This window comes from Noviherbaspirillum denitrificans (assembly GCF_002211445.1).
GTDB classification, from domain to species: Bacteria; Pseudomonadota; Gammaproteobacteria; order Burkholderiales; family Burkholderiaceae_D; genus Noviherbaspirillum; species Noviherbaspirillum denitrificans.
In genome coordinates this window covers 1986269-2009517 of record NZ_LSTO01000001.1, presented here as the reverse complement: position 1 = coordinate 2009517, position 23249 = coordinate 1986269, and the positions used below count along the sequence as shown (strand labels likewise).

At 62.3% G+C, this 23249-nt stretch carries 24 protein-coding genes and 1 pseudogene; 1 reads left to right on the top strand and 24 read right to left on the bottom strand.

The window, feature by feature from the left end; all coding sequences use genetic code 11:
* Positions 1 to 284: 284 nt before the first annotated feature.
* From AYR66_RS09880 to AYR66_RS09860, 5 genes are all read right to left on the bottom strand, one after another.
* Positions 285 to 707, bottom strand: coding sequence for an OsmC family protein (locus AYR66_RS09880; RefSeq protein ID WP_088707358.1), 423 nt, complete (start codon positions 705 to 707; stop codon positions 285 to 287).
* 17 nt (positions 708 to 724) lie between these two features.
* Positions 725 to 937: a hypothetical protein gene (locus AYR66_RS09875; RefSeq protein WP_088707357.1), complete on the bottom strand. Its 213-nt coding sequence runs from the start codon at positions 935 to 937 to the stop codon at positions 725 to 727.
* A 103-nt stretch (positions 938 to 1040) separates the two neighbouring features.
* Positions 1041 to 2576, bottom strand: a complete 1536-nt coding sequence (locus tag AYR66_RS09870) for a metallophosphoesterase (protein ID WP_088707356.1) — start codon at positions 2574 to 2576, stop codon at positions 1041 to 1043.
* On the bottom strand, positions 2569 to 4314 hold the full coding sequence (locus AYR66_RS09865) for an alpha/beta fold hydrolase (protein WP_088707355.1): 1746 nt from the start codon (positions 4312 to 4314) through the stop codon (positions 2569 to 2571). The genes AYR66_RS09870 and AYR66_RS09865 overlap by 8 nt, the downstream gene beginning before the upstream one ends.
* A 40-nt stretch (positions 4315 to 4354) precedes the next feature.
* Entirely contained in the window at positions 4355 to 6124 is a 1770-nt protein-coding gene (locus AYR66_RS09860; RefSeq protein WP_088707354.1) for a GMC family oxidoreductase N-terminal domain-containing protein, read from the bottom strand.
* Between the two features lie 192 nt (positions 6125 to 6316).
* Between AYR66_RS09860 and AYR66_RS09855 the strand changes: the two genes are divergently transcribed.
* Positions 6317 to 9622, top strand: a complete 3306-nt coding sequence (locus AYR66_RS09855) for a hybrid sensor histidine kinase/response regulator (RefSeq protein ID WP_234815021.1) — start codon at positions 6317 to 6319, stop codon at positions 9620 to 9622.
* A 72-nt stretch (positions 9623 to 9694) separates the two neighbouring features.
* Here AYR66_RS09855 and AYR66_RS09850 read toward each other — a convergent pair whose 3' ends face one another.
* The 19 genes and pseudogenes from AYR66_RS09850 to AYR66_RS09760 all read right to left on the bottom strand — a co-directional run.
* Complete coding sequence (locus AYR66_RS09850; RefSeq protein ID WP_088707352.1) at positions 9695 to 11536, bottom strand: nitric oxide reductase activation protein NorD; 1842 nt, start codon at positions 11534 to 11536, stop codon at positions 9695 to 9697.
* A 2-nt stretch (positions 11537 to 11538) separates the two neighbouring features.
* Positions 11539 to 12582: a 4Fe-4S binding protein gene (locus AYR66_RS09845; RefSeq protein WP_206047124.1), complete on the bottom strand. Its 1044-nt coding sequence runs from the start codon at positions 12580 to 12582 to the stop codon at positions 11539 to 11541.
* Complete coding sequence (locus tag AYR66_RS09840) at positions 12576 to 12956, bottom strand: magnetosome magnetite crystal formation protein family (protein WP_088707351.1); 381 nt, start codon at positions 12954 to 12956, stop codon at positions 12576 to 12578. The genes AYR66_RS09845 and AYR66_RS09840 overlap by 7 nt, the downstream gene beginning before the upstream one ends.
* Positions 12953 to 13741 carry a CbbQ/NirQ/NorQ/GpvN family protein gene (locus AYR66_RS09835; protein WP_206047278.1) on the bottom strand — a complete coding sequence of 263 codons (789 nt, stop codon included), beginning with the start codon at positions 13739 to 13741 and terminating at the stop codon, positions 12953 to 12955. The genes AYR66_RS09840 and AYR66_RS09835 overlap by 4 nt, the downstream gene beginning before the upstream one ends.
* Positions 13742 to 13787: 46 nt before the next feature.
* Positions 13788 to 14042 (bottom strand): cytochrome C oxidase subunit IV family protein, encoded by a 255-nt coding sequence (locus AYR66_RS09830; RefSeq protein ID WP_088707349.1) that lies wholly within the window; start codon positions 14040 to 14042, stop codon positions 13788 to 13790.
* Between the two features lie 4 nt (positions 14043 to 14046).
* On the bottom strand, positions 14047 to 14649 hold the full coding sequence (locus tag AYR66_RS09825) for a cytochrome c oxidase subunit 3 family protein (protein WP_206047123.1): 603 nt from the start codon (positions 14647 to 14649) through the stop codon (positions 14047 to 14049).
* 53 nt (positions 14650 to 14702) lie between these two features.
* Positions 14703 to 16079: a cbb3-type cytochrome c oxidase subunit I gene (locus AYR66_RS09820; protein WP_088707348.1), complete on the bottom strand. Its 1377-nt coding sequence runs from the start codon at positions 16077 to 16079 to the stop codon at positions 14703 to 14705.
* A 30-nt stretch (positions 16080 to 16109) separates the two neighbouring features.
* Positions 16110 to 16535: a c-type cytochrome gene (locus AYR66_RS09815; RefSeq protein ID WP_088707347.1), complete on the bottom strand. Its 426-nt coding sequence runs from the start codon at positions 16533 to 16535 to the stop codon at positions 16110 to 16112.
* Between the two features lie 244 nt (positions 16536 to 16779).
* Complete coding sequence (locus AYR66_RS09810) at positions 16780 to 17205, bottom strand: DUF7684 family protein (RefSeq protein ID WP_088707346.1); 426 nt, start codon at positions 17203 to 17205, stop codon at positions 16780 to 16782.
* 9 nt (positions 17206 to 17214) lie between these two features.
* Complete coding sequence (locus tag AYR66_RS09805; RefSeq protein ID WP_088707345.1) at positions 17215 to 17673, bottom strand: SRPBCC domain-containing protein; 459 nt, start codon at positions 17671 to 17673, stop codon at positions 17215 to 17217.
* A 35-nt stretch (positions 17674 to 17708) separates the two neighbouring features.
* Positions 17709 to 18056: a GFA family protein gene (locus tag AYR66_RS09800; RefSeq protein ID WP_088707344.1), complete on the bottom strand. Its 348-nt coding sequence runs from the start codon at positions 18054 to 18056 to the stop codon at positions 17709 to 17711.
* Positions 18053 to 18466 (bottom strand): DUF1801 domain-containing protein, encoded by a 414-nt coding sequence (locus AYR66_RS09795; RefSeq protein WP_088707343.1) that lies wholly within the window; start codon positions 18464 to 18466, stop codon positions 18053 to 18055. Before AYR66_RS09795 ends, AYR66_RS09800 begins: the two co-directional genes overlap by 4 nt.
* Positions 18453 to 19001: a dihydrofolate reductase family protein gene (locus tag AYR66_RS09790; RefSeq protein ID WP_088707342.1), complete on the bottom strand. Its 549-nt coding sequence runs from the start codon at positions 18999 to 19001 to the stop codon at positions 18453 to 18455. Before AYR66_RS09790 ends, AYR66_RS09795 begins: the two co-directional genes overlap by 14 nt.
* A 52-nt stretch (positions 19002 to 19053) precedes the next feature.
* Positions 19054 to 19419: a VOC family protein gene (locus tag AYR66_RS09785; RefSeq protein ID WP_088707341.1), complete on the bottom strand. Its 366-nt coding sequence runs from the start codon at positions 19417 to 19419 to the stop codon at positions 19054 to 19056.
* An 87-nt stretch (positions 19420 to 19506) separates the two neighbouring features.
* Positions 19507 to 19911 (bottom strand): GFA family protein, encoded by a 405-nt coding sequence (locus AYR66_RS09780; RefSeq protein WP_088707340.1) that lies wholly within the window; start codon positions 19909 to 19911, stop codon positions 19507 to 19509.
* 245 nt (positions 19912 to 20156) lie between these two features.
* Positions 20157 to 20576: a hypothetical protein gene (locus AYR66_RS09775; RefSeq protein ID WP_088707339.1), complete on the bottom strand. Its 420-nt coding sequence runs from the start codon at positions 20574 to 20576 to the stop codon at positions 20157 to 20159.
* Positions 20577 to 20892: 316 nt separating this feature from the next.
* Positions 20893 to 21969, bottom strand: coding sequence for a BMP family ABC transporter substrate-binding protein (locus AYR66_RS09770; protein ID WP_088707338.1), 1077 nt, complete (start codon positions 21967 to 21969; stop codon positions 20893 to 20895).
* A gap of 172 nt (positions 21970 to 22141) precedes the next feature.
* Positions 22142 to 23056, bottom strand: a complete 915-nt coding sequence (locus AYR66_RS09765) for an ABC transporter permease (RefSeq protein ID WP_088707337.1) — start codon at positions 23054 to 23056, stop codon at positions 22142 to 22144.
* A pseudogene (locus AYR66_RS09760) lies at positions 23056 to 23249 on the bottom strand (ABC transporter permease); the annotation flags it as partial. The gene AYR66_RS09765 and the pseudogene AYR66_RS09760, both read right to left, overlap by 1 nt.

Genomic DNA, 23249 nt, shown 5'->3' with positions numbered 1-23249 from the left:
CACAGCGCCTTCGGTGCAGGTTCTGGTGGGGTCGGACGGGGTATTGCTTTCCCGGCCTGTTAGGCGGGATACGGGGAACGTGGGGTTTGCTGTGCGGGAGATGCTTAGTCCTGAGCAGGCGGGGGTTAGGTTCAGGATGTGGCAGGTTTGGGGGGAGGATGCGCGGGCTTAAGTAGTTTTTCTTCGGTGACCCTGGTCCTGGGTTTCTCTGTGGATGCTAGCCGGGGCCGGACCCGGCTAGTCTCCACGGAGAGACAACAGACCAGGGGCAGCGAAGAAAACCCCTACTCCAACTTCGAGGTCAACGAAATCTCCGCCTTCAACAACTTAGAAACAGGACACCCCACCTTAGCCCCATCCACCGCCTTATCAAACACATCCTTCCCAATCCCCGGCACCTTCGCCACAAGATTCAAATGTACCTTGGTAATCTCAAACCCCGAGGCCAGCTTCTCCAGCGTCACAACAGCATCCGTCTTCAAACTCTCCGCCTTGTAACCCGCCTCTTCCAATTGCAGCGATAACGCCATCGTGAAGCACCCCGCATGCGCCGCCGCGATCAATTCCTCCGGATTCGTCCCCGGCCCATCCTCGAACCGCGACTGAAAGCCATAACGCGAATTCGACAGCACCCCGCTCTGCAATGACACGGTGCCGGTTCCATCCTTGAGTCCGCCGCTCCATGCGGCCGTTGCCGTACGCTTCATGCTTGCTTCTCCTTGGGTTAATGGCGCTTTTTCTTGCGCTTGGTGGAAGGCTTGGCAACAGGCATCCCGGTCCAGAAACCGGCCGCCTGTTTCATGGCGCGGTTCATCGCCGCCTTGCCCTGGCGTCTGCTTTCCGCCACGACACGTCCGCTTACCGAGCCGGCAACGGCGTTGGCGCCGCTGAGCCACATGCTCATCAGGGGATTTTTCTTCAGCCAGGGATTCTTCATTGCCGCAACAGGTGCTTCCGGTCAAAGCACTTCGACCGTGTTCGCGGCGTACAGGTCTTGCGCCGGCGCGAAAAATGCGCCGGCCTTTGCGGAGCATCAAGGATTACCAGCTGTCCATGCGATCGCCCCAGCTCGTCATGTCGCGCGCATAGAAGCGGTAGGCGTCGTCCGGCACATGCGGCGTCTGACGGGCCAGGTCGAAGATGAACAGCGCACGGCCGACGCCGCGCCGGCGGTAGCCGCGGTTGCGCTTTTGCACGATGGCGTCGCGCCAGGCGCCGAGGTTGATGTAGGTGTAATTGTTGCGCCCCTCGCGCGGCTGCTGGAATTGCATGTCCGCCTCCAGCGCCACATGCGTATGCCCTTCCACGTGCAGGCGCAGGCCGAGCATGCGGTAGGCCGGCTGGAAGGCAGGCAAGCCAGCAAGGGTGCTTTCCTTGATGTCCGATTCCGGCTCCTGCATCTTCGCCATCATGCGCATCAGGGTGATCTCCAGCGGGTACCACTTGATCTTGCTCAGCACCTTCAGCACGCACAGTCCGAACTTCCTGGAAAGACTCGCGCTGTTCCAGGTCTCGTCGTGCGAAATCCAGCCGACCAGGCTTTCGCGGAAGCAGCGCAGCACTTCGTTGTGCAGGCCGCGCGCCTCCGGCGTGCGGATCGCCATGCGCCACGACTCGTGGAGCAGGCGTACCACCGCGCCGACCGATGGCCGGTACAAGTCCATTTCGTCGAGCAGGTTGCAGATGCGGTTCGCGCCCTGCATCTGCCTGTCGATGGAACTCGCCATTTTCCAGATGAAACGCGACAGCATGCCCGATGCCACCGTATCGCCGAAACAGGGATCGCTGAAGGCGCGGTACTGTTCCTCTTTCCAGGCCTGCGGCTGCCAGCCGTGCGACAGCTTCCACCGCGCCGTGGCGCGCGCATTGTCCTGGTCACGCCACTGGCCGTGGGTGGCGAGCAGGCGCAGGCCGGTGTCGGCGAAATAGAACGGCATGTGCGGATACATGTCCGCTTCGGATGTGCCCATCTGCGCGGCGACCCACGCGCGGTAGGCGTCGCTGATCGAAAGCGCGTCGATGCCAAGGCATTCTTCGTAAAACATCTGCCGCGCCGCAGGCACCACCTGCAGTTCCTTGTCATGGTTGCCGACGATGGGGACGACAGTGACGGCGATGCCATCCTTGCGCAACCTGTCGAGGCTCTCGCGCATCCAGTAGAAGAAGCCGGAATAAGGTTGCTCGCTGTCCTGCGGGCGCTTCTTCGCATGGATGTCGACGATGTCGCGCATGGTTGCCACGACGATGTCGGCAAAGCGTGGATCGTCACGCTGCCAGGGATAGACGCCGGCGGCCGCCCACTTGCTGGTGCGGATCAGGTCGACGATGTCGCCGTTGAGGATGAGCAGCAGTTCATCGATGCGCCGGTCCGCCGGCGCTTGCGCCCGGTCGCCGGGATTGCCGACGGCGAATTCCATCTGTTCGAAGAACAATTGCCAGTCCGTTTCCGACGCGGTCTGGTTGCCAACGGTGCAGTCGGTGCAATGGATGTCGCTGATGAGCACGCACAGCCGGTTCTTGCGCGCAGTGCCGGCCGGCCACATGACCAGGCCGGGAGGGAGCATCCGCTCAGGCATGCGCATGCTCCCGCAGGAAGGAAATCAGGTGGGGAAAGACGTCCTTGTCCACGTCCTTGCCCATGAAAATGTCCTGGTGGCCGTAACCGGGCACCACATGCAGCCGATGCCGGCCGGGGACGATCTTTTCCAGCCGCTCGTGGCAACGGATGTTGGAATCGGCGAACACGCGGTTGTCCTGCCCCTGCACGAACAGGATGGGCGTGCGAATATCGGCCGCGCAATCGAAGTAGTTGTCAGGCAGCGCCGCATAGCGCGGATTGCCCGGCTCGAACTTCACCGCCGTGTTGCGGGCGCCGACCATCTTGTGCACATGCCGGTAGTAATGCACGTCGACGCCGCCGAACAGGTCGCCGAGGCGGTCGTGCGTCACCTTCAGCATGTTTTCGTGGTTGAACAGCGCGGGCCGGCCGGTGCCCCACATGAAGCTGAGCATGTGGCATTCCGGCGAATCGCATTCCTGGTGCAGCAGGTCGGCGCCCATCGCGATCAGCTTGCCGACCGACCAGCCGGGCTGGCGGCGCCAGCTCGGGTTGTAGTACTCGATGCCGAGCACGTAATCCGACATCCACGGCCCCAGCACGCATTTGAATGCCGACCAGACCGGCACATACGGCGTGAGCGCGACGCTGTTCAGGATAACGCTGGAAACGCCCTGCAGCGTCTTGCCGAACAGGCTCATCGCCACGGTCATCGCGCCAACGCAATGCGCGATCACATGAATGCGGCGATGCGGCCCGATATGTCGGCGCAGTTCCGCAATCGCCGCCGGATGGTCGAACAGCGCGATGTCATCCATGTTGTAACGGCTGCGGGCGAGGTTGTACGGGAAGCGGCAGCTGCCGCGGTAATCCAGTGCCCATACATCGGAGAAGCCCTCGTCGAGCAGCGTCTGCACCAGGTTGCGGTGCTCCGGCATGATGAACATGTCGGATGAACTGGTCAGCCCGTGCACCACCAGCACCACATCGTCGCTGGCCGCGCGCGAGAAGCGCGTGAGGTTCAGCGCGAGTCCGTCGGCGGTGGAAAAGGGATGGACCGACACCGCAGCGCCCTGCACGCCCTCCAGTGTGAATTTCGCATAGGTGCGCTGCGGATGGCTGGGACGTGGCGGCAGGTGGGGACCGTAAACGTCCCACAACTTGCCGGCGAAAAAGGTGCCAAAAGCCGCCAGGCCGGCGAAACTGGTTTCACCGCGCGCGTCGGTCGCGCGCAGGCCGCGCAGCACCTGCATGAAATCGAGCAGGCCAAGGCTGATGATGCCGGTCACCCACAGCGCGGCCTCGGCCGGCTTGTCCGGGTCGACATGGCCGCGGTACACATTGACGAACAGCGTCGTCGTGTCGTGCCACAGGTCGAACGGCTCGTTGTGCTGCACCTGCTTGTTGCCGACGAAAGTGAACTGCTCGCCCGAGGGCGTGGTGCAATACACCTGGTAGTACATGACCTTGCGATCGCGGTCGGCGGTGTTAGGCATCAGGCGGAAGGTGCCTGACTGCACAGGGCACACGCCGCCGAGCAGCGGGCAGTCGACATGTCCCTCGAGTGTGCCGGCATGGCCTTCCGTACGCAGGAAGGCGTGCAGGTCGGGTATGCGTACCGTCACGTGCAGCGCCAGTGTATGGCCGGCCTTCTCGCCGTCGGCGAAACCGTCCTCGAAGGTGGTGGCTTCGGCGCTGACGAAGCCTTTCATGACTTCGGCGAAGTGGATGTTGACGCCGCTCAGTTCATCGGACATGCGCTTGCTCCCTGAAGTTTGTGATTTGCTTCACATCCTCTTACAGCCCCGCATCCGGCGTCACTCCGGTAATGTCATGCGCAATCCACTCCGACAACGCGGTAATGGTCGCCACCGGATTCGCCCCCAGCGCCGTCGGCATCAGCGACCCGTCGGCCACATACAGCCCGTGGTAGCCGAACACCTGTCCGCGGCTCCCCTGCACCGCGCTCACCACGCCCTGCTCGGGTGACTCCGCCAGCGCGCAGCCGCCTAGCGGATGGACGGTGACATTGTTCTTGATCGGCCACAGCCAATTCGGCATGGGCACGTAGTGCTTGCCGCCGATGAACTGCGTGAAGCGCTCGCCCAGGTTGATGATCGCGTCGTACAGGCTGCTGTTGCTTTCCTGCGGCCAGTCGATGTCGAGGTAGCCGTCCTTGTTCAGGCTCAGCACACCCTTCGCGTTGTCCAGTCCCATGCACAGCAGCACCGCGCTGTACTCTGAAAGATCGTGCGAGAAGAGCTTCTGCATCATGTAACCGACGCTGCTGCGCTTGCGGCCCGGGTAGAACTTGTCGAAGGCGTAGGCCAGCACCTGCTTGCAGGTGGTCCAGATCATGTCGAAAGGATTCATCACCGGCCCCAGTGCCGCCGTTGCCCAGCCCACCTGGGTCGGGTAGCTCGCGTCCTGCAGCAGGAACGCCTGCTTGCGGTCGAGGTCCTTGTACAGGTGGTGGTCGGTGTACTGGGTGATGACCGGGCCGTAGGTGGAATTGACTTCCTTCTTGCCGTCCACGGCGAACGCGAGAAAGTCGCCGTTGCCCGAGAACTGCTTGCCGAGACGTTGCGAAATGCGCGGCAGCGTCTTGTGCACGTCGCGGTTGCGCATCAGCAGCTCGTTGGTACCGAGCGTGCCGGCGGAAACCACGACGCGGCGGGTGGTGACGCTATGCGTGCCACCCATGCGCAGGTCGCGGAAATAGACGCGATAGCCGTGGTAGCCGTCGCCGTCCGGATCGTCGGCCTGGCTGGCGTCCAGCGGCACGATGCGTTCCACCTCGCATTGCGTGCGCACCGCAGCGTTGTAACGGTGCCGCGCCACGTGGAGGTAATTGTGGTCGACCGAATTCTTGGCCTGCACATTGCAGCCGATGTCGCATTCGCCGCAGTAGGTGCAGGAGGTCTGCAGCGTGCCGTAGCGGTTGGCCTGCTGCACACCGAGCGGCAGCGGCTGTTCGCTGCCGCGGTAGGAGTAGTCGTTGCCGAAATAGACGCAGATGTCGGCCATCCTGGTCGGCAACTTTGCTTCCTGCGCGAATTGCTGGAAGCGCTCAGTGCGCCGGATGTAGCGCCGGTCATCTTCGCTCGAGGCAGGCGGCACCGGGCGGGCGCCGAGCACCTGCTGGGCCACGTCGTAATACGGGGCCAGTACTTCGCGGCGTACCCCGGCCGGCCAGCCCTGTTCGAACACGGCTTCCGGCGGGCGCAGGAACACGTTGGCGTAGATCTGCGAACCGCCGCCGTAGACGGCGGACGTCACGGTATCGATCTTGTCGAAGTGGCGGATGTCGAACATCCCGGTAAGGTGGCCGCGCTGGGCCTTGCGCCGGCGCACGTGCCGCGGCCGGCGGGCGGTATCGCCGTCGGGACACCAGACGTTGTCCGCCATGTCGGCCGGACTGCGCGGATAGGCGCCGAGCGGGTATTCCTTCCCGCGTTCAAGGATCAGGACCTTGCCCGGCCATTGGCGGGAAAGGCGTGCGGACAGAACGCCGCCGCCGAAGCCGCTGCCGATGACGACGGCTTCGTGTTGCAGAGTGGTACTCATACAGGCCTCCCTGGTGCGGCAGTTACCGATCCTTGCCGCGGTTGTTATTGTGTTTTTTCCGCATCATATTTGATTTCTGTTAGGAAATGTTACTTGTGTAACCACATGTTTCCAGCCCTTAACAACCGCAGACACAGACTTGACCCGGTGTTGCTGTTACGATATGTGTTTCCCGTATGTAACTGCGTGAAGATGCCCACCGCATTCCGTTTCCTCATCCTGTCCCTGCTGCTCCTCTGCTCGGCCGCGCGTGCCGACATCCTCCAGCTGGACGGCAAGCCGAATCCGAAACCGATCAAGCTGACGCCTTACTGGGAGACGCTGGAAGACAAGGAGCAGAAATGGACCATTGACCAGGTCAGCAGTCCCGGCTTCCAGGCGCAATACAACCAGCCGCCGCAGAAAAACGACTCGATCAACTACGGCCTCACGCGCTCCGCGATCTGGCTGCGCATGACCGTCTCGAATACGTCGGGCACCGACCTCGACCGCATGCTCGAGGTGGCATTCACCCACCTGCACCACGTGGACTTCTATGTGCCCGAGGGTTCCGGCTTCAGGCACATCGCCACCGGACATTCAAAACCGTTCGCCGAGCGGCCGGTCAACCACCGCAATTTCGTCTTCCCGCTGCACATTCCCGCCGGCGCAAAGATCACCTACTACATGCGCGTGGCCACCGGTACGACGCTCGACATCCCGACCCAGCTGTGGGAGCCGAAGGTCTTCGAGCACGAAAGCCTGCATGAATACATCGGCCAGGCGCTCTACTTCGGCATGCTGCTGGCGCTCGGCCTGTACAACCTGCTGCTGTTCGCGTCCATGCGCGACCGCACCTACCTGTATTACGTGATGTTCGTCGGCGCCAACGCGCTGTCGGTGATCGCGTTCAGCGGCGTCGCCTACCAGTTCCTGTGGCCGAACCAGCCGCAGTGGTCGATGATCTCGTCGATGATCGGTTTCGCGCTGACCGGCATCACGCTGATGCTGTTCCAGCGCAAACTGCTCGCCACCGAGGTCACCGTCCCGGTGCTCGACAAGGTGATGCTCGGGATGATCGGGCTGAATGTCCTGCAGATGATTGGTTTCTGGGCCCTGCCCTACCACAGCATCATCAGCACCGGCATCACGCTCGACATGCTCAACATGGTGCTTGCGCTGGTGGTCGGCATTGCCTGCAAGGCACGCGGACAGCGCAGCGCGCGCTTCTTCCTGCTGGCCTTCAGCTGCCTGGTGTTCACCGCGGTCCTGACCGCGCTGCGGAGTTTCGGCATCAAGGGGATTCCGAACTTCATCATGGTGTACGGCATCCAGATCGGCTCGGCGCTGGAAATGCTGCTGCTGTCCCTGGCGCTGGCCGACCGCTTCAACCAGATGAAACGCGACAAGGAAATCGCGCAGCAGCAACTGGTGGACAGCCTGAAGCGTTCGGAACGCATCCTCGAACAGCGGGTTGCCGAGCGCACCACCGAACTGCTGCGCAGCAACCGCGAACTGGTGGAACACGAAAAGGCGCTGGAAGCCGCGAAGGAAGTGGCGGAAGAAGCCTCGCGCATGAAGTCCGCCTTCCTCGCCAACATGAGCCACGAGATCCGCACGCCGATGAACGCGGTGATCGGCATGGCCTATCTCGCGTTGCGCACCGACCTCACCGGCAAGCAGCGCGATTACGTCGAGAAGATCCACCGCGCCGCCGTGTCGCTGCTCGGGCTGATCAACGACATCCTGGATTTCTCGAAGATCGAAGCCGGCAAGCTGAGCATCGAAAAGACCGACTTCACGCTGCACGACGTGCTGTCCAATGTCAGCACCGTGACCAGCCAGCGCGCGGCGGAAAAGGGCCTGCGCTACATGTTCGACGTCGCCGACGACGTGCCGGTCCACCTGAACGGCGACCCGCTGCGCCTGAGCCAGATCCTGATCAACCTCATCAGCAACGCGATCAAGTTCACGCAGGAAGGCAAGGTGCAGCTGCGCTGCAGCGTCGTGTCGACCGGGCTGGTGAGCGTGGACCTGCGCTTCGAGGTGGAAGACACCGGCATCGGGATGTCGCCGGAACAGATGGGCAAGCTGTTCCAGGCCTTCACCCAGGCTGACGATTCCACCACGCGCAAGTACGGCGGCACCGGCCTGGGGCTCGCCATCAGCCGGCGCCTGGTGGAAATGATGGAAGGCACCATGTCCGTGCAAAGCCAGGAAGGTGCGGGCTCGACCTTCAGCTTCACGCTGCGCTTCGGCCTCGGCGCGCAAACCACCGCTTCCCTGCCGAGCCTGCCGGAGCGCCTGCTCGGCTGCCGCGTGCTGGTAGTGGATGACAACCCCGCCGCGCGCGAAATCCTGACCAACCTGGTCGACGGTTTCGGGCTGCAGGTGAATGCCGTCTCCAGCGCCGCCGACGCCATGATCGCCATCCGCCATGCCGACCTCGGCATGCCCTATGACCTGGTGCTGGCCGACCTCGGCATGCCGGGCATGAACGGCGCCGAACTGGCGCACGCGATCCGCAAGGCAGGCCTGGCGCATATTCCCAAGGTCATCCTGGTGACCGCCTTCGGCCGCGACGATGTGTTGCGTCAATCCGAGAACGCGCCGATCGACGCCGTGCTGTACAAGCCGATCGACCAGTCGCAGCTGCACGATACCTTCGTCAATGTGCTGGCGCAGAGCCAGGCGCCTGTCCGCAGCGCGCCCGGCCAGCCGATCCTGCCGCGCTTCGATGGCTGCCGCGTACTGCTTGTGGAGGACAACGACGTCAACCAGCAGATCGCGCGCGAAATGCTGACGGTGACCGGCGCCGAAGTCGAGATCGCCGGCGACGGACGCATTGCGATGGACAAGCTGCTTGCGGAAGGACCGGATGCCTGGAACCTGGTGCTGATGGATATCCAGATGCCGGAAATGGGCGGACATGCCGCGACGCGGCGCATCCGCATGGACGAACGCTTCGCCGACCTGCCGATCGTGGCGATGACAGCCCATGCGACGCCGGAAGAACGCGAAGCCTGTGTCAAGAGCGGCATGCAGGATCACATCACCAAGCCGATCAATCCGGCGCAGTTCTACCAGACGCTGACGCGCTGGCTGACGCCGGCGACGGTGACCGCCGTGCAAGCGCCCGCCCCCGAACCGCAATCCGATCTGGCGCCGATCGAGATTCCCGGCTTCGACACCGCCGATACAATGGACCGCCTGTCGGGCGACGTGGATTTGTATCACCGCGTCCTTGGCATGCTGGTGCCCAGCCTGAGCACGGCGCTGGACCATTTCACCACGGCTGTCGCGTCATGCGACCACGCCGGCGCGAAGTCCACGGTGCACAGCATCCGTGGCATGGCGTCCAATGTGGGCGCCACTGAACTGGCCTTCCAGGCGGCAGAGCTGGAAAAGCTGCTGGGCGAGCATCGCGAAAGTCCCGAGCAGCTGGTGCGCTTCCGGGCGTTGATTGAACAGACGTTGAATCTGGTGGAGGCGGCGCTGGCGGAGCGGACGACGGCTTGAGGCGATTAAAGAACCGTTGGGTGGGCGGGGCCGCCGAGGTAGAGCACAAGCGAAACCCACCCTACGAGTCCTTTATCCTTCGCCAGTCAGCTGCACATACAACCCCGGCAGCACTTTCGGCAAGGTCTGCGCATCGCGCACCACGACGTAGCCATTCGCGCCGAACAGGTGCGGCAGATACTCCCCCGCCTTGTCGTCGATGGTCACGCAGAACGGCGTCAATCCCATCCGGCGCGCTTCCTGCACAGCCACGCGCGTGTCCTCGATGCCATAACGGCCCTCATACTTGTCGAGGTCGTTCGGCTTGCCGTCGGTCAGGATCAGCAGCAGCTTGCGTGAAGATTTCTGCTTTGACAGGATGGCGGCGGAATGGCGGATCGCCGCGCCCATCCGCGTGTAGAAACCGGGCTTCATTGCCGCCAGCCGTCCGCGCACTTCGCTGCCATAACGCTCGTCGAAGCCCTTGAGCAGGTGGCAACGCACATTCTCCCGCCGCACCGATGAAAACCCGTACAGCGCGAACCGGTCGCCGGTGGCGCCCAGCGCTTCGCCAAACAGCATCATGCTGTCGCGGATGACGTCGATCACACGCGCGTCGTTGTTGATCCACGCATCGGTGGAGAGGGACAAATCGGCCAGCAGCAGGCAGGACAGGTCGCGCTGCTGCTTGCGGCTGTCGATGTAGAGACCGGGTTCGGCGGTGGGCATGCCGCTCGCCTTTTCCGCCGCAAAACGCACGCAGGCGTCGAGGTCGAGGTCGCTGCCCGACGCTTGTGCGCGCAGTCGCGCACGCTGCGATACCAGTGCCTGGAACTGGCTGCGCAGGTGGCGCGCTGTCGGGCGCAGTTCCACCGGCAGGTCGCAGGCTTGTGCATCGCGCGCCAACAGCATTTGCAGGCGGCAGTGCGCGGGCTGGAGCTGCCGCTTGCGGTAATCCCACTCGGGCAGCAGGATACCGTCAGCCAGCACGTGGTCGTCGTCCGCCTCGGCCGGCAGGTCGAGGTCGAAGCGGATGCGACTGGCGGTGGTCTTGCCATCATTCGCAACGCTCAGCACATCGAGGTCGTTGGCCGCCTGCGCCGCGTCGTCGTTATCGTCTTCGTCGAGCGAGCGGTTGACCTTCACATACTCGGCCCAGGAAAACAGGCTTTCGGCACGGAACAGCAGGACGAAGGGGCTGTCAGGCTTCGGCATGTCGACATTCTCGGCACTGCGCTTGCGGGCCTCTTCGTCCTTCGTCACCTTCCCGCCTTCCGGCTGCTGCGGTTCGGCGTGACCGGCCTTGCGGCGTTCGCCCTGCGCCTGCGGCGGTTCGGGGTGCAGCCATAGCGGCACCGGGAACGGTGCGCGCTGTCCGGGCGTAAATTCGGTCACCGAGCCGGGATTGAACAAGGCATCGCGAATTGCCTGCTCGGCGTCAGCCTCGTCCTTCGGCAACTTGGCGGGAACGATGCGACGCGCGAGTTCCGCCTCGACCAGCCGGCTGTAGCGGCCCTGCATGCCCGGCAATGCTTCCAGCGTGGCGCGCGCGGCCTGCTGGTTGCGGACGATCCATGCTTCGTCCGGAGCAACATCATGCGCGGCAAGCGCAATCAGCCACAGGTAGAGTTCGCGGTTGAGTGCCTGCTCCGGATAAAGGTCGATCGAAGCCGGCAGGTGCAGCGTGGTGTCGTCGGTCCAGGCCAGCTCGGTCTTCTCGCCGATACCGGCGACGCGTTCCATCCAGCTGCGCCGTCCGCCGTGTGTGGTGGCGGTGCCGGAGCGGATATTGAGACCGGCATCGCCGCCCAGCGCGCGGAAGAACACCGGCGCGATCTTTTCCATGTCCTTCAGTTCCACGCGCGCTTTCGGAAAGCCGCGGTAGGCGGTGCGCGTGATCAGCTTGTCCCACAAGCCGCCGACAAATTCTTCCATGATTACTCCTTCTTGCCGGCATCCACCGGCGTGATCATGATGGTGCGTGCCGCACGCACGTTGAAGGCTGCCTCGGACTCGGCGCGCAGGTCGTGCACCCAGTTGAGCAGCGATCCGTTCGGGTTGTCCGCTTGCGTTTGGTCGCAGGCGTCGACGCACTGGCCGCATTGCACGCAGGCGAACATCATGCGCTTGACGTTGCGTGGGTTGAGGCGCATCGGGCAGACGTGGTCGCAGGCGGAGAAGCAGGTCGAGCAATCCTTTGCCCGCTCGCGCTTGAAGCCGACCACCATCGCCTTGTCATTGCCCATCCATGCGAGGCTCTGGAAGAAGCCCACCGCGCACGCATAGCGGCAGAACAGGTGGCGCGCGAACATGAATTCCACGAAGAACGCGAGCGTCGCCACGCCGAGGAAGATGGACTGGTTGCGCGTAAGCGTGCCGTGCCAGATGTTGCCGTAGATTTCCGCCGGCGGCAGCAGGTAGGTCAGCAGGACCACGGCCCACAGCACTGCGCAGAAGATCACCAGCGGCACCACCGCGAACCACCAGATCGCGTCATGCTTGGTTTCGCTGCCGTCGGGATTGCGCGAGGGCATGCGCTTGGCATCCCACAGGCTCTGCTTGCCGATCGCGCGGCGCAGGGTCTGGTTGATGGTTTCGACGATGGAGAAGTGCGGGCACAGCCAGCCGCAATACAGCCTTCCCCACTTCCAGCTGACGTAGATGAGCGTGCCGGCGCCCGCGACCAGCGGCAGGAAGCCGCGCAGCACGATGTTGATCGATGCCTGCACGGCGGTGGCGCGACCGGCGAGGAAATCGTCCAGGCCGAGTGTCCAGTCGAGCCCGAAGAAAATGAAGTGCTTCACATTCAGGTCGAGCCGGAAGATGTCGAACACCGGCGCGAAGATGAACAGCAGGAAAAAGCCGGCCTGCGTGAGCTGCCGCCAGCGCTGCACGCGCAGGCCCAGCCAGCCGGTCGCGTTGCCGCCGGTGGCGGGCGCGATTGCGGGGCCGGTCGACGCGCTATTTGTAGGCATCACCATTGCCGGCTCCCGATGAGTGGATAGACATAGGTTTTTTCCGCCATCGCACGCGACAGTCCGACGATGCCGAACAGGACCAGCGCAGCGTGGCAGCAAGTGAAATACAGGATCAAAACAACCCAGGTGGCCGGCTTGTGCAAGCCGCCCAGCACCAGGATCAAGGCGGCCACTGCCGTCAGCAGTGCGCCAGCCCACAGGCTGGCGATGACCGCCTGCTTCAGGTGGCAGCGCGCCAGCGGGCTCGGGCTGCGGCGGTGGCGATATGCCAGCCACAGCAGCACGGCAAAAGACAGTCCGGGCAATACCAGGAGGTTAAGGAGGAAGAGCGCTTCGGCCTGCACGGCCACTGGCGCATGCGGGTCCTCTTCCATCATTTTCCGAAGGTGGCCTTGATGACTTCGAGCAGCGCCACGGCGGTGTCGGGATCGTCGGTCAGCGGTTCGACCAGCGCCGCCTCGCAGGCGTCCACCGGGTCGCAGCCCGCATGCATCAGGCTGGCCGCGTAGACCAGCAGGCGGGTCGATACCGCCTCTTCCAGGTCATGGTCCTTCAGTTGGCGGAAGTGGCCGGCCAGCGTCACCAGCTGCGTCGCGCGCAGTGCATCGACACCGGTTTCCGCAATGACGATCCGCTGCTCCAGGTCTGCCGGCGGGAAGCCGAAGTTGATCGCGACAAAGCGCTGGCGGGTCGACGGCTTCAGGCTCTTGAGCAGGTTCTGGTAACCGGGGTTGTACGACACCACCAGCATGAATTCGTCCGGCGCCTGCAATTCTTCGCCGGTGCGTTCGATCGGCAGGATGCGGCGGTCGTCGGTCAGCGGGTGCAGCACGACGGTGGTGTCCTTGCGCGCCTCGACCACTTCATCGAGGTAGCAGATGCCGCCCTGGCGCACCGCGCGCGTGAGCGGGCCGTCCGACCACATTGTCTGCCCGTCGCCGATCAGGTGGCGGCCGACGAGGTCGGCGGCAGTCAGGTCGTCATGGCAGGCGACGGTAATCAGCGGACGCGCGAGGCGCGCGGCCATGTGGGCGACGAAGCGGGTCTTGCCGCAGCCGGTCGGGCCCTTGATCAGCAGCGGCAGGCGGTTGCGGTAGGCGTACTCGAACAGCGCGCATTCGTTGCCGACTGGCTGGTAGTAGGGAATGTCGAGGGTGGCCATCAGGCCGGGAGCGGTGAGGTCGTTCATGGGTTCCTCCATGCCAATTCTAAGAAATCCGGAAAGCGAAAGCGATCAGCCCAATGACCAGGGCCAGCCACGCGAAAACAATTGCGCGCCACATCAGGGGCGCGCGGCGCAGGCCCATGAAGGCGTCGATGACAATGCCGCCCTTGATGAAGGTCGCCGCCAGCACCGGGACGAAGACGACAACGCCGCTGAGCCGGGTTTCGCCGAAGCCGACGCTGAGCGCCGTCAGTGCCAGCAGGGCAATCCATGCGCAAATGGAAACAGTATTCGTCATGATGTCAGTGCAGCACGTAAATCAAGGGGAAAAGCACGATCCAGACGAGGTCCACCATGTGCCAGTAGGCCGCGCCGGTCTCCACGCCGGCATGGTCCTCGACCGAGTATCCGCCGCGCCGCGCCTTCAGGGCCACCGCGCCGAGGATCACCATGCCGAGCACCACGTGCATGAAGTGAAAGAATCCGAGGAACAGGTAAAACATGTAGAAGGTATTGGTCGACATCGAAATGCCGTCCGCTGCCTTGGCGCCGAATTCGGCGAGTTTCAGCACGAGGAAAGCGCCGCCGCAGCCCATTGCTGCGAAGAGCCAGCGCGCACATCCCGCACCTGCATTGAGGCCGCCGCGCCGGATTACATCGACGGCACGTACGACGAAGAAGCTGCTGGTCACCAGCAGCACGGTATTGATTGCGCCGCTGGCGCGGTTGAGTTCCGCCTGCGACGCGTTGAAAAGTTCGACGTGGTTGGCGCGGGTGAATGCGTACACCACGAAAAAGACGCCGAATACCAGCAGTTCGGCGAGGATAAAACACCACATCGCAAGGTCGCCGGGCAAATAGTGCGTGTTCTGATGTGGTGCAAAGGGAGACAGTGAAGCGTTCACGGCTTTTTTCCGTATCCGCCCGGCCGGAGCCGGGCGGTTGGTCAAGTTGAGGGTCAGGCGACTGCCTTGTCCTTGCCCTTGATGAAGAACGAAACGACGTACAGCACGATACCGACGAGGAAGACGACGCCAGCCACTTCGCGCATCCAGTAGAACAGCGAGACCTGGTCCTGCGCCACCATGAACGGCATCGGCGTGGACGAGATGCGCTGCAGCCAGACTTGCAGGATACCTGCGGCGGTCAGGAACAGGGTGATGAACACCATCGAGATGGTCATCAGCCAGAACGACCACATTTCGATCACTTGTGCCCGGTTGCTGTTGGCCGGACGGCCGCGCATCAGGGGCATGGTGTAGCTGATCATCGTCAGGGTGACCATCGCATACGCACCGTAGAACGCCATGTGGCCGTGCGCTGCAGTGATCTGGCTGCCGTGGGTGTAGTAGTTCACCGGAGCCAGGGTGTGCAGGAAGCCCCACACGCCTGCGCCGAGGAAGGCCATCACGCCGGTACCCAGGGCCCACAGCACGGCCGCCTTGTTCGGATGCTCGCGGCGGCGACGGTTCACCATGTTGAATGCAAAGACGGTCATCATGAAGAACGGAATCGGTTCCAGGGCGGAGAACACGCTGCCCCACCATTGCCAGTATTCCGGTGCGCCGATCCAGTAGTAGTGGTGGCCGGTACCGAGGATGCCGGTGATCAGCGCCATTGCGATGATCACGTACAGCCACTTCTCGATCACTTCACGGTCAACGCCGGTCACCTTGATCAGCACGAAGGCCAGCATCGAACCCATGATCAGTTCCCACACGCCTTCCACCCAGAGGTGCACGACCCACCACCAGTAGTACTTGTCCTTGACCAGGTTGGCCGGGTTGTAGAAGGAGAACAGGAAGAAGATCGCCAGGCCCCACAGACCGATCAGCATGACCAGGTTGATGCTGGTCTTGCGGCCGCGCAGGATGGTCATCGAGATGTTGTACAGGAAGACCAGTGCAACGATCACGATGCCCACCTTGGTCGGCAGCGGCTGCTCGAGGAACTCGCGTCCCATCGTCGCCAGCAAGTCATTGCCGGTGTACTCGGCCAGCTTGGCGTACGGCACCGCGAGGTAGCCGACGATGGTTGCCGCACCGGCAATCAGGAAGACCCAGAATGTCGCCATTGCCAGCTTGGGGCTGTGCAGTTCGCGCTCGGACTCCTCGGGGATGAGGTAGTACGCCGCGCCCATGAAGCCGAACAGCAGCCACACGATCAGCAGGTTGGTGTGGACCATGCGGGCCACGTTGAACGGAATCGCCGGGAACAGGAAGTCCCCCACGACATACTGCAGGCCCATGATGAGGCCGAACAGGATCTGCCCGAAGAAGAGGCCGATCGCCGCGATGAAATAAGGCTTCGCGACCGCCTGAGATTTGAATTGCATTATTTTCTCCGCTTGTTGCATTGAACCGGATTAGCCTTCGATATTCGGCGGCCACTTGTTGGTGTTGACCTCCGAGGTGTACTTCAGGAAGTTCACGAGGTCGTCCAGCTGCTTGTCGTCCAGGTGGAACTGGGGCATCTGGCGGCGGCCGGGCGTACCGGTCGGCTGGATCTTCATCCACGTCTTGATGAAGTCGCCGCCGCGACGGGTGTACACGTTGGCAAGCTCGGGAGCGAAGTAAGCGCCCTCACCCATCAATGTGTGGCACCCGATGCAGTTGCGCGTTTCCCAGATGTGCTTGCCGCGCGCGACTGACTCGGTCAGGTTCTCGCGGTTGTCACGCTTGGGCAGCGTCTGCATGGTGTCGAAGGTCATTGCCAGGAATAGCAGGAAGAAGAACACCGCCCCGCCATAGAAAATATTCCGGGCTGCGGATTTGGTGAAGGATGCACTCATGTCAGGAGTCCTATGTATGAACCGTGGATGTTTTTCGGTCTGGCGCATGTGGAGAAAACCGCATTCCAGCCCGATGGGTCAAATCATACATTTAGAATGCATCTTTAAGAAAGAGGGAAAAACTCCTTTTGTGGCTTATTTGATGGAAATTTTTGGTCCTTGATTTAAGTTAAGGACAGGGGGGTGTGGGGAGGGGCATGGTATGCGGCCGGGCTGCGTGCTTCAGACGGGCCGCAACGGGAAGTCATGTGGACTTGTAGAGGTCTTCGAATTCGGTGCGCTTGTCAGTTTCACCAATATGAACCATTAAAGTTTCAGCAAGATCCTGCGCCGGATGCTTCGCCCGGTTTTTCGCAAACCAGAACACTTCTTCCAGGTCGTCGTCCTCATGCGACGTGGTCATGACGACATCTTCTTCCGGAATCTCGCCATAGTCGAAGCGTTCGAGGTTCGCCTCATCCACGGCCTCCTGCCACGCGCCGCATTCCTTGCCCCATGCAAGCATGTAGCGGCAGCCGGACAACACCAGCCAGCGGCTCGCCTCCCACATCCACATCTGGGACACCTCCGACTCCACGATCAAGATGAGCTTGAATCGCTGGAGCCCCGCAAGCTCGGGCAATGCGGCATCCGGCTGCAAATACAAGTATTTCACTGGTTTTTCCTGCATGTTGTTTGGTCAGACGCGCTGTTCGAGCACCGCGTGCAGCCGGTCCAGGTTCTGCTCATTGGCCGGTTCGACGATGTGCCTGATTCGGTCAGCAACCTCGCTGCTTTCGAATTCCTGGTTCCACGCAATCTCCGTTCCGCCGTTATTTGCGGCGATGGTCACTGTGAGCGTGAAATGCGGCTGCGACACGTGCTGGATGACGATCGTCGATGGGCTGTCCAGCTTAAGGAATACGCTCTCGTTCTGATAGTGCGTCCCGTCCGGGCCGTGCATCATGAACTTCCACCGCCCGCCGGGTGCGAACTCGAAGAGCTCGAAGGTGTTGGTGAAGCCGTTGGGTCCCCACCAGCGGGCGAGCACGTCCGGATTGGCAAAGGCATCGAAGACCTGTTGCGGGGAATACGGGAGGACTCGACGGGTGCTGAACGTAGCGCCGGCGTGGTTCTCCGGAGTTTGAGGAGTATTCATGTCATGGATTCTACCTGCAAGCCACAGCCCTGCTTCTAAACCGCCCGCCCGTCAAAATGCTGCACCGGCACATCCTCCAGCGCGATACCCTCCAGGCAGCGGATATTGATCGCCGCCATCGCATTCCCTTTCGGATCCGTGCCCTCCCCATACGGATGAATGCCGCAGGTCGGGCAGAAGCGATGCTTGATGACGTGCTTGTTGAACGTGTATGTGCTCGCTGCATCTTCCGGCGAAACAAGACGCAGTGCGGTGCGCGGAACGAACCAGAGCAGCGAGCCCTTGCGCTGGCACATTGAACAATTGCATGCCATTGCCCCTTTGATCTCGCCTTCGACTTCGAATGAAATCCTGCCGCAGTGGCAGCTGCCTTTATAGTTCATGTCGACCTCCTTGTTCGGGAACCGCGTCCCTTTTCCTTGCGAAGATTTTCGGCCACGGCAGCCTTGATCAATTCCTTGAACGCCTCGGCATCGAGCGCCTCACCCTCGCGCATGTCGATCGCGCGGCGCGTGTTTCCCTCCAGGCTTGCGTTGAAGAGTCCGTGAGGATCCGGCAGTGACGCCCCGCGCGCAAAGGTCAGCTTGACCGTGTGCTTGTAGGTTTCGCCGGTGCAGACGATGCCGCCGTGTGACCACACCGGCACCCCAGCGGGGTTGCTCGGCTTGATCCATTTGCATTCCTCGATGATGTCCGGGTCCGCCTCGTGGACAAGACGACGAACCACGGACAAGGTCTCGGCGCGCCAGTCACCCGCAGGCTGCTTGGCATCCATCGCTTCAGCGGACTTCATAGCGCAGCTCCGCAAAGCCCGTCCCGACCTGCCGGACCGAAACCAGCCGAAACGGCGGATGCGTGACACGCCGGGGAAACAAGGGCTTGCCCTTGCCCAGCGTGACAGAACCAACCTGGACAATAAGCTCATCCAACAACCCTGCATCAAAAAACTGGCCGGCGAGGTCGCCCCCGCCAACGATCCAGATGTTCTTTGCCCCTGCCGCCTCGCGCATTTCAGCATGCACGGGCCGCACGTCGCCCCGGACGAAACGCGTATCTGCGCCCTTGATCACCGGAAGCTCCCGGCTGGAAAAGATCCACACCGGCTGCTTGTAGGGCCACGGGGAACCTGTCTCCGCAGCCACCTTGTCGGCATGGCGCAGCATCCATTCGTAAGTCGACGAGCCCATTGCCAATGCGCCGACCTCCGCGATGAATGCGGGATAGCTGGTATCGTTGACGTCCCCCAAGGGAAACAGCCAGTCGAGCGAGTCGTCTTCCGTAGCGATGAATCCGTCGAGGCTGGTAGCGGTGTAGTACTGCGTCTTCATGAAGCTGGCTCTCCTGCGTTCTGGTACTTTCAATGCGGTACACCCGTTTCGCTCATGTCGACTCTTGCCCGAACATGAGCCGGTGCCCGTCCACCGTGCGAATGCCAAACTCGCGCATGCCCCACGGCTCACAGGCAAGCGCCTTCACAATCTCTGCTCCTGCCGCCGTTACCGCTGCATGGAGCGCGTCGATATCGTCGACGACGAGATAGCCAAAGTATGAATGGTCCCCGAGCTGGGCGGGCGGGATGGCATCTGCGCACTCGCCCGCCATGATGCGGCATGCGTCACGCACGTACATGCGCCAGCCCGGATTGCCGATTTCGCGGATGTCGAAACCGAGCACGTCGCGGTAGAACGCCATCGAGCGCTGAAGGTCGGGGACTGCGAGGACGAAAGTTGTGTGGAGGATGGTCATTTTTGCCAATGTACGACATGAGCAACAACCTTGGGCTGGCGCTACCAGCTCGACGTCGTTTGCTCGACGGAGGGGTTAGGCTCCCCGCTATGAGACATGACCTTCCTTGTACTGAGGCACCTGATCTTCGATGGGCCACCAGTTGCACTTGGAACCAGTGTAGGCGTGCCACGCAAGACCGACGTTGAGCGGCTCGTTGATCAGTCCAGCTCGAAGGCGAACGACGTTGGGCAGCGCTCGTCGGCGACTGAATACAGGCGACCCGCACTGACTGCAGAACACACGCTCCTTGCCTGGCGACGATTCATAGGACTTGAGCAACTCCCCGCCGGTAACCAACCGAAAGCTTGAGGTGTCCACTGGAAGGACAGCTGCGAAGGGTCCGCCTTGAGCCTTGCGGCATTGCTCGCAGTGACAGACCTGAATGGGCTGAAGCTCGCCCTCGATTTGGAAGCTGACGCCTCCGCATAGACAGCTTCCCGTGTACGCCATCGCAGCTCCTAAGTGGGCCTAACTTTATTTAGACAAACAACGGCTGTCTGATTACCCCAGATCGCTGTCCGTCCAACTTGGGAAACCGATCTGCCGCAAACCGTTGTCACGCTGTTGTTTTGACAAATCTTTGGATAAAAACACAGTGTTAATTAACATGAAACACTGCAACTAGTTTATACCTTTACCCAACGATGAAGATATCGGCCCCGCTTACCGGATGATCAACCGCGCACACGCCTGAGCTAAGCCAGCGCGAGATGCTGCTGTTGCTCCGGCAGGAACTCGCGAATATCGCGCGGCTTGCGGCGGCGCGGATGTTCGATCTCGTCGCGGCGCAACGCGCGTGCGGCACGCCAGAGGACCACGTCGTCTTCGTAGAGACGCAATGCGTCCGTCTTTTCCCAGGTGACGCGACGATACGTAATGAAATCCCACAGCACCGGCGTCAAGCCGTCGAGCTTGCCTTCGGCCTTGAGCTTGAGTGCAACACCCATGACGTCGCCGGCGTGCGGGACGTCTTCGGGGAAGTGGATGGAATTGGCCCAGGCGCGGACATCGCAGAAGTCGAGGACCTGTCCGCGGAGCGGTTTGGGCCAGAGGTCGGGGTGCGCGCCCTGGTTGGGCCAGCGCCCCGCGCCTACCGATGTGCCTGCTTTGAACATAGTGGACTCCTTGTTCAAGTGGCGACGGGATCGTGCTTCGCTCTGTCGCCGTGGGAGCTGCGCGAGCCTCCCGGATTGCAATCCGGCGTTGACGGTTTCGAAGGAGTTCAGTTCCCTTGAAAGCGGCCGGAACGGATACTGTTTATGCGTACAGTATATGCGTATTTCGGCCTTTGTGCATGCGGGTTTCAAGGGAATTGCATGTTCTTTCCAAAGAGGAAAATTAGTGCAAAAAAGACATTGTTCTGACGAAAAAAAGGCCTGCATACCTGCAGGCCTTCTTCAATTACGTATCGGGAGCAATGGCCCCCGTCGATCACTTGCCCGGCAGCTTGCCCTGCACGCCTTCGACGTAGTAATCCATCTTGTTCAGCGCATCGTCATTCAGCGCGCCCTTGTCGAGGCGGACCTTGCCTTCGTTGTCCTTCACCGGCGCGTCGAACGGGGTGATCTTGCCCGCGACGATGTCCTTTTCGGCGGCGGCGACGAGCTTCTTCACGTCTTCAGGCACGCTGGCGTTGATTGCTTCCAGCTTGACGAAGCCATCCTTGATGCCGCCCCAGGTGGAGCTGGTCTTCCACTTGCCGTCGATGACTTGCTGCGCAGCCTTGGTGTAGTAGTCGCCCCAGTGGTGGGTGACGGCGGCGAGCTGGGCCTTCGGGCCGAACTTCTTCATGTCGGAGTGGTAGGCGACCGCGAACTTGCCCTTCTCTTCCGCTGCCTGCACGGCGGCGTGGGAGTCGGTGTGGTGGGTGACGACGTCGGCGCCCTGGCCCATCAGGGTGATGGCGGCGTCGCGTTCCTTGCCCGGATCGAACCAGCTGTTGACCCAGATGACGCGCACTTCAGCCTTCGGGTTCACGCTGCGCATGCCGCGTGTGAAAGCGTTGATGCCCTGCAGGACTTCCGGGATCGGGAAGGCGCCGACGTAGCCAGCGACATTCGACTTGGTCATCTTGCCCGCAAGGACGCCGGCGAGGTAGCGAGCTTCATAGAAGCGCGCATTGGCGGTGGCGACGTTCGGCGCGGTCTTGTAGCCGGTCAGGTGCACGAACTTGACGTCCGGGAACTGCTTGGCGACCTTGAGCGTCGGGTTCATGTAACCGAACGAGGTCGTGAAGATCAGCTTGTTGCCCTGCTGCGCGAGGTCGCGGATCACGCGTTCTGCATCGGCGCCTTCCGGCACGCTTTCGACGAAGCGCGTCTTGACCTTGTTGCCGAGCGCCTGCTCCATCTGCTTGCGGCCCATGTCGTGCTGGAAGGTCCAGCCCGCTTCGCCGATCGGGCTGACATAGACGAAACCGACGTTGAGCGGTGCGGGGTCTGCGGCAAATGCCATTACTGGCAGGACGGCAATCGCGGCCAGGGCGGCACGCATGAAGCTTTTCGGCATGGTTTTCCTCTACGGACAAGCCCCGCTATGGATCGACGGACACCCGACCGCGCCGAGCGGGTACAACGGCGCGACGGTACGCATGGCAGTTGGCTTGCGTGGCAGTCCGAATCTTTGACAACAATCAACCGGCGATTATCTCCGGTTTCGTGCAAATGCGCCTTTCCTTCAATCAATGCGGATGGAAATTTTTCCCCAATGACGCCGGCATGTTCAGCTTGATCCAGTTGGCATTGGTGGAAATCAGCACCAGCACCAGGATGGTCGCGAGGTAAGGCAGCATCGACAGCCATTGCGAGGCGATCGACACGCCCAGCCCCTGCGCATGGAAAGTCATCATGGTCACGCCGCCGAACAGGTAGGCGCCGACCAGCACGCGTGCCGGACGCCAGGTGGCGAAGGTGGTCAGCGCCAGCGCAATCCAGCCGCGCCCGGCGACCATGCCTTCGACCCACAGCGGCGTGTACACCAGCGACATGAAGGCGCCGGCGAGGCCGCAGCAGGCACCGCCGAACAACAGCGCCGCAAGGCGGATCAGGCGCACGTTGTAGCCGAGCGCATGGGCGGAGGAAGGCGACTCGCCGACCGCACGCAGCACCAGGCCGGCGCGGCTGCGGTACAGGAACCAGATGATGCCGAGGCACAGCAGCAGCGACAGGTAGACCATCGGATGCTGGCGGAACAGTGCCGCGCCAATGAAGGGAATGTCGGACAGGAAGGGCACGGCGAACTTCGGATTCTCCAGGCTGTGGCCGACATAGCTGATGCCGATGTAGGCCGACGCGCCGCTGCCGAACAGCGACAGCGCGAGACCGGTCGCATACTGGTTGGTGCCGAGCCAGACCGTCATCAACGCGAAGAAGCCGGCCAGCAGCATGCCGGCGCCGGCGGCGGCGATGAAGCCGAGCGTGACGCTGTCGGTGTGCACGGCGGTGGCGAAGCCGACGATGGCGGCGACCAGCATCATGCCTTCGGCGCCGAGGTTGACGACCCCGGATTTTTCATTGATGAGCAGGCCGAGCGCGGCCAGCATCAGCGGCGTGCCGGCGTTGATCGATGCGGCGACCAGGGGCGCAAACGATTCCATTATTTTCTCCAGCTCAGTTTGTAGTGGATCAGCACGTCGCACGCCAGCAGCGAGAACAGCAGGATGCCCTGGAACACGCCGGTGATCGCATTGGGCATGCCCAGCCGCGATTGCGACAGTTCGCCGCCGATATAGAACAGCGCCATGATGAAGCTCGAGAACACCACGCCGACCGGATGCAGGCGGCCGACAT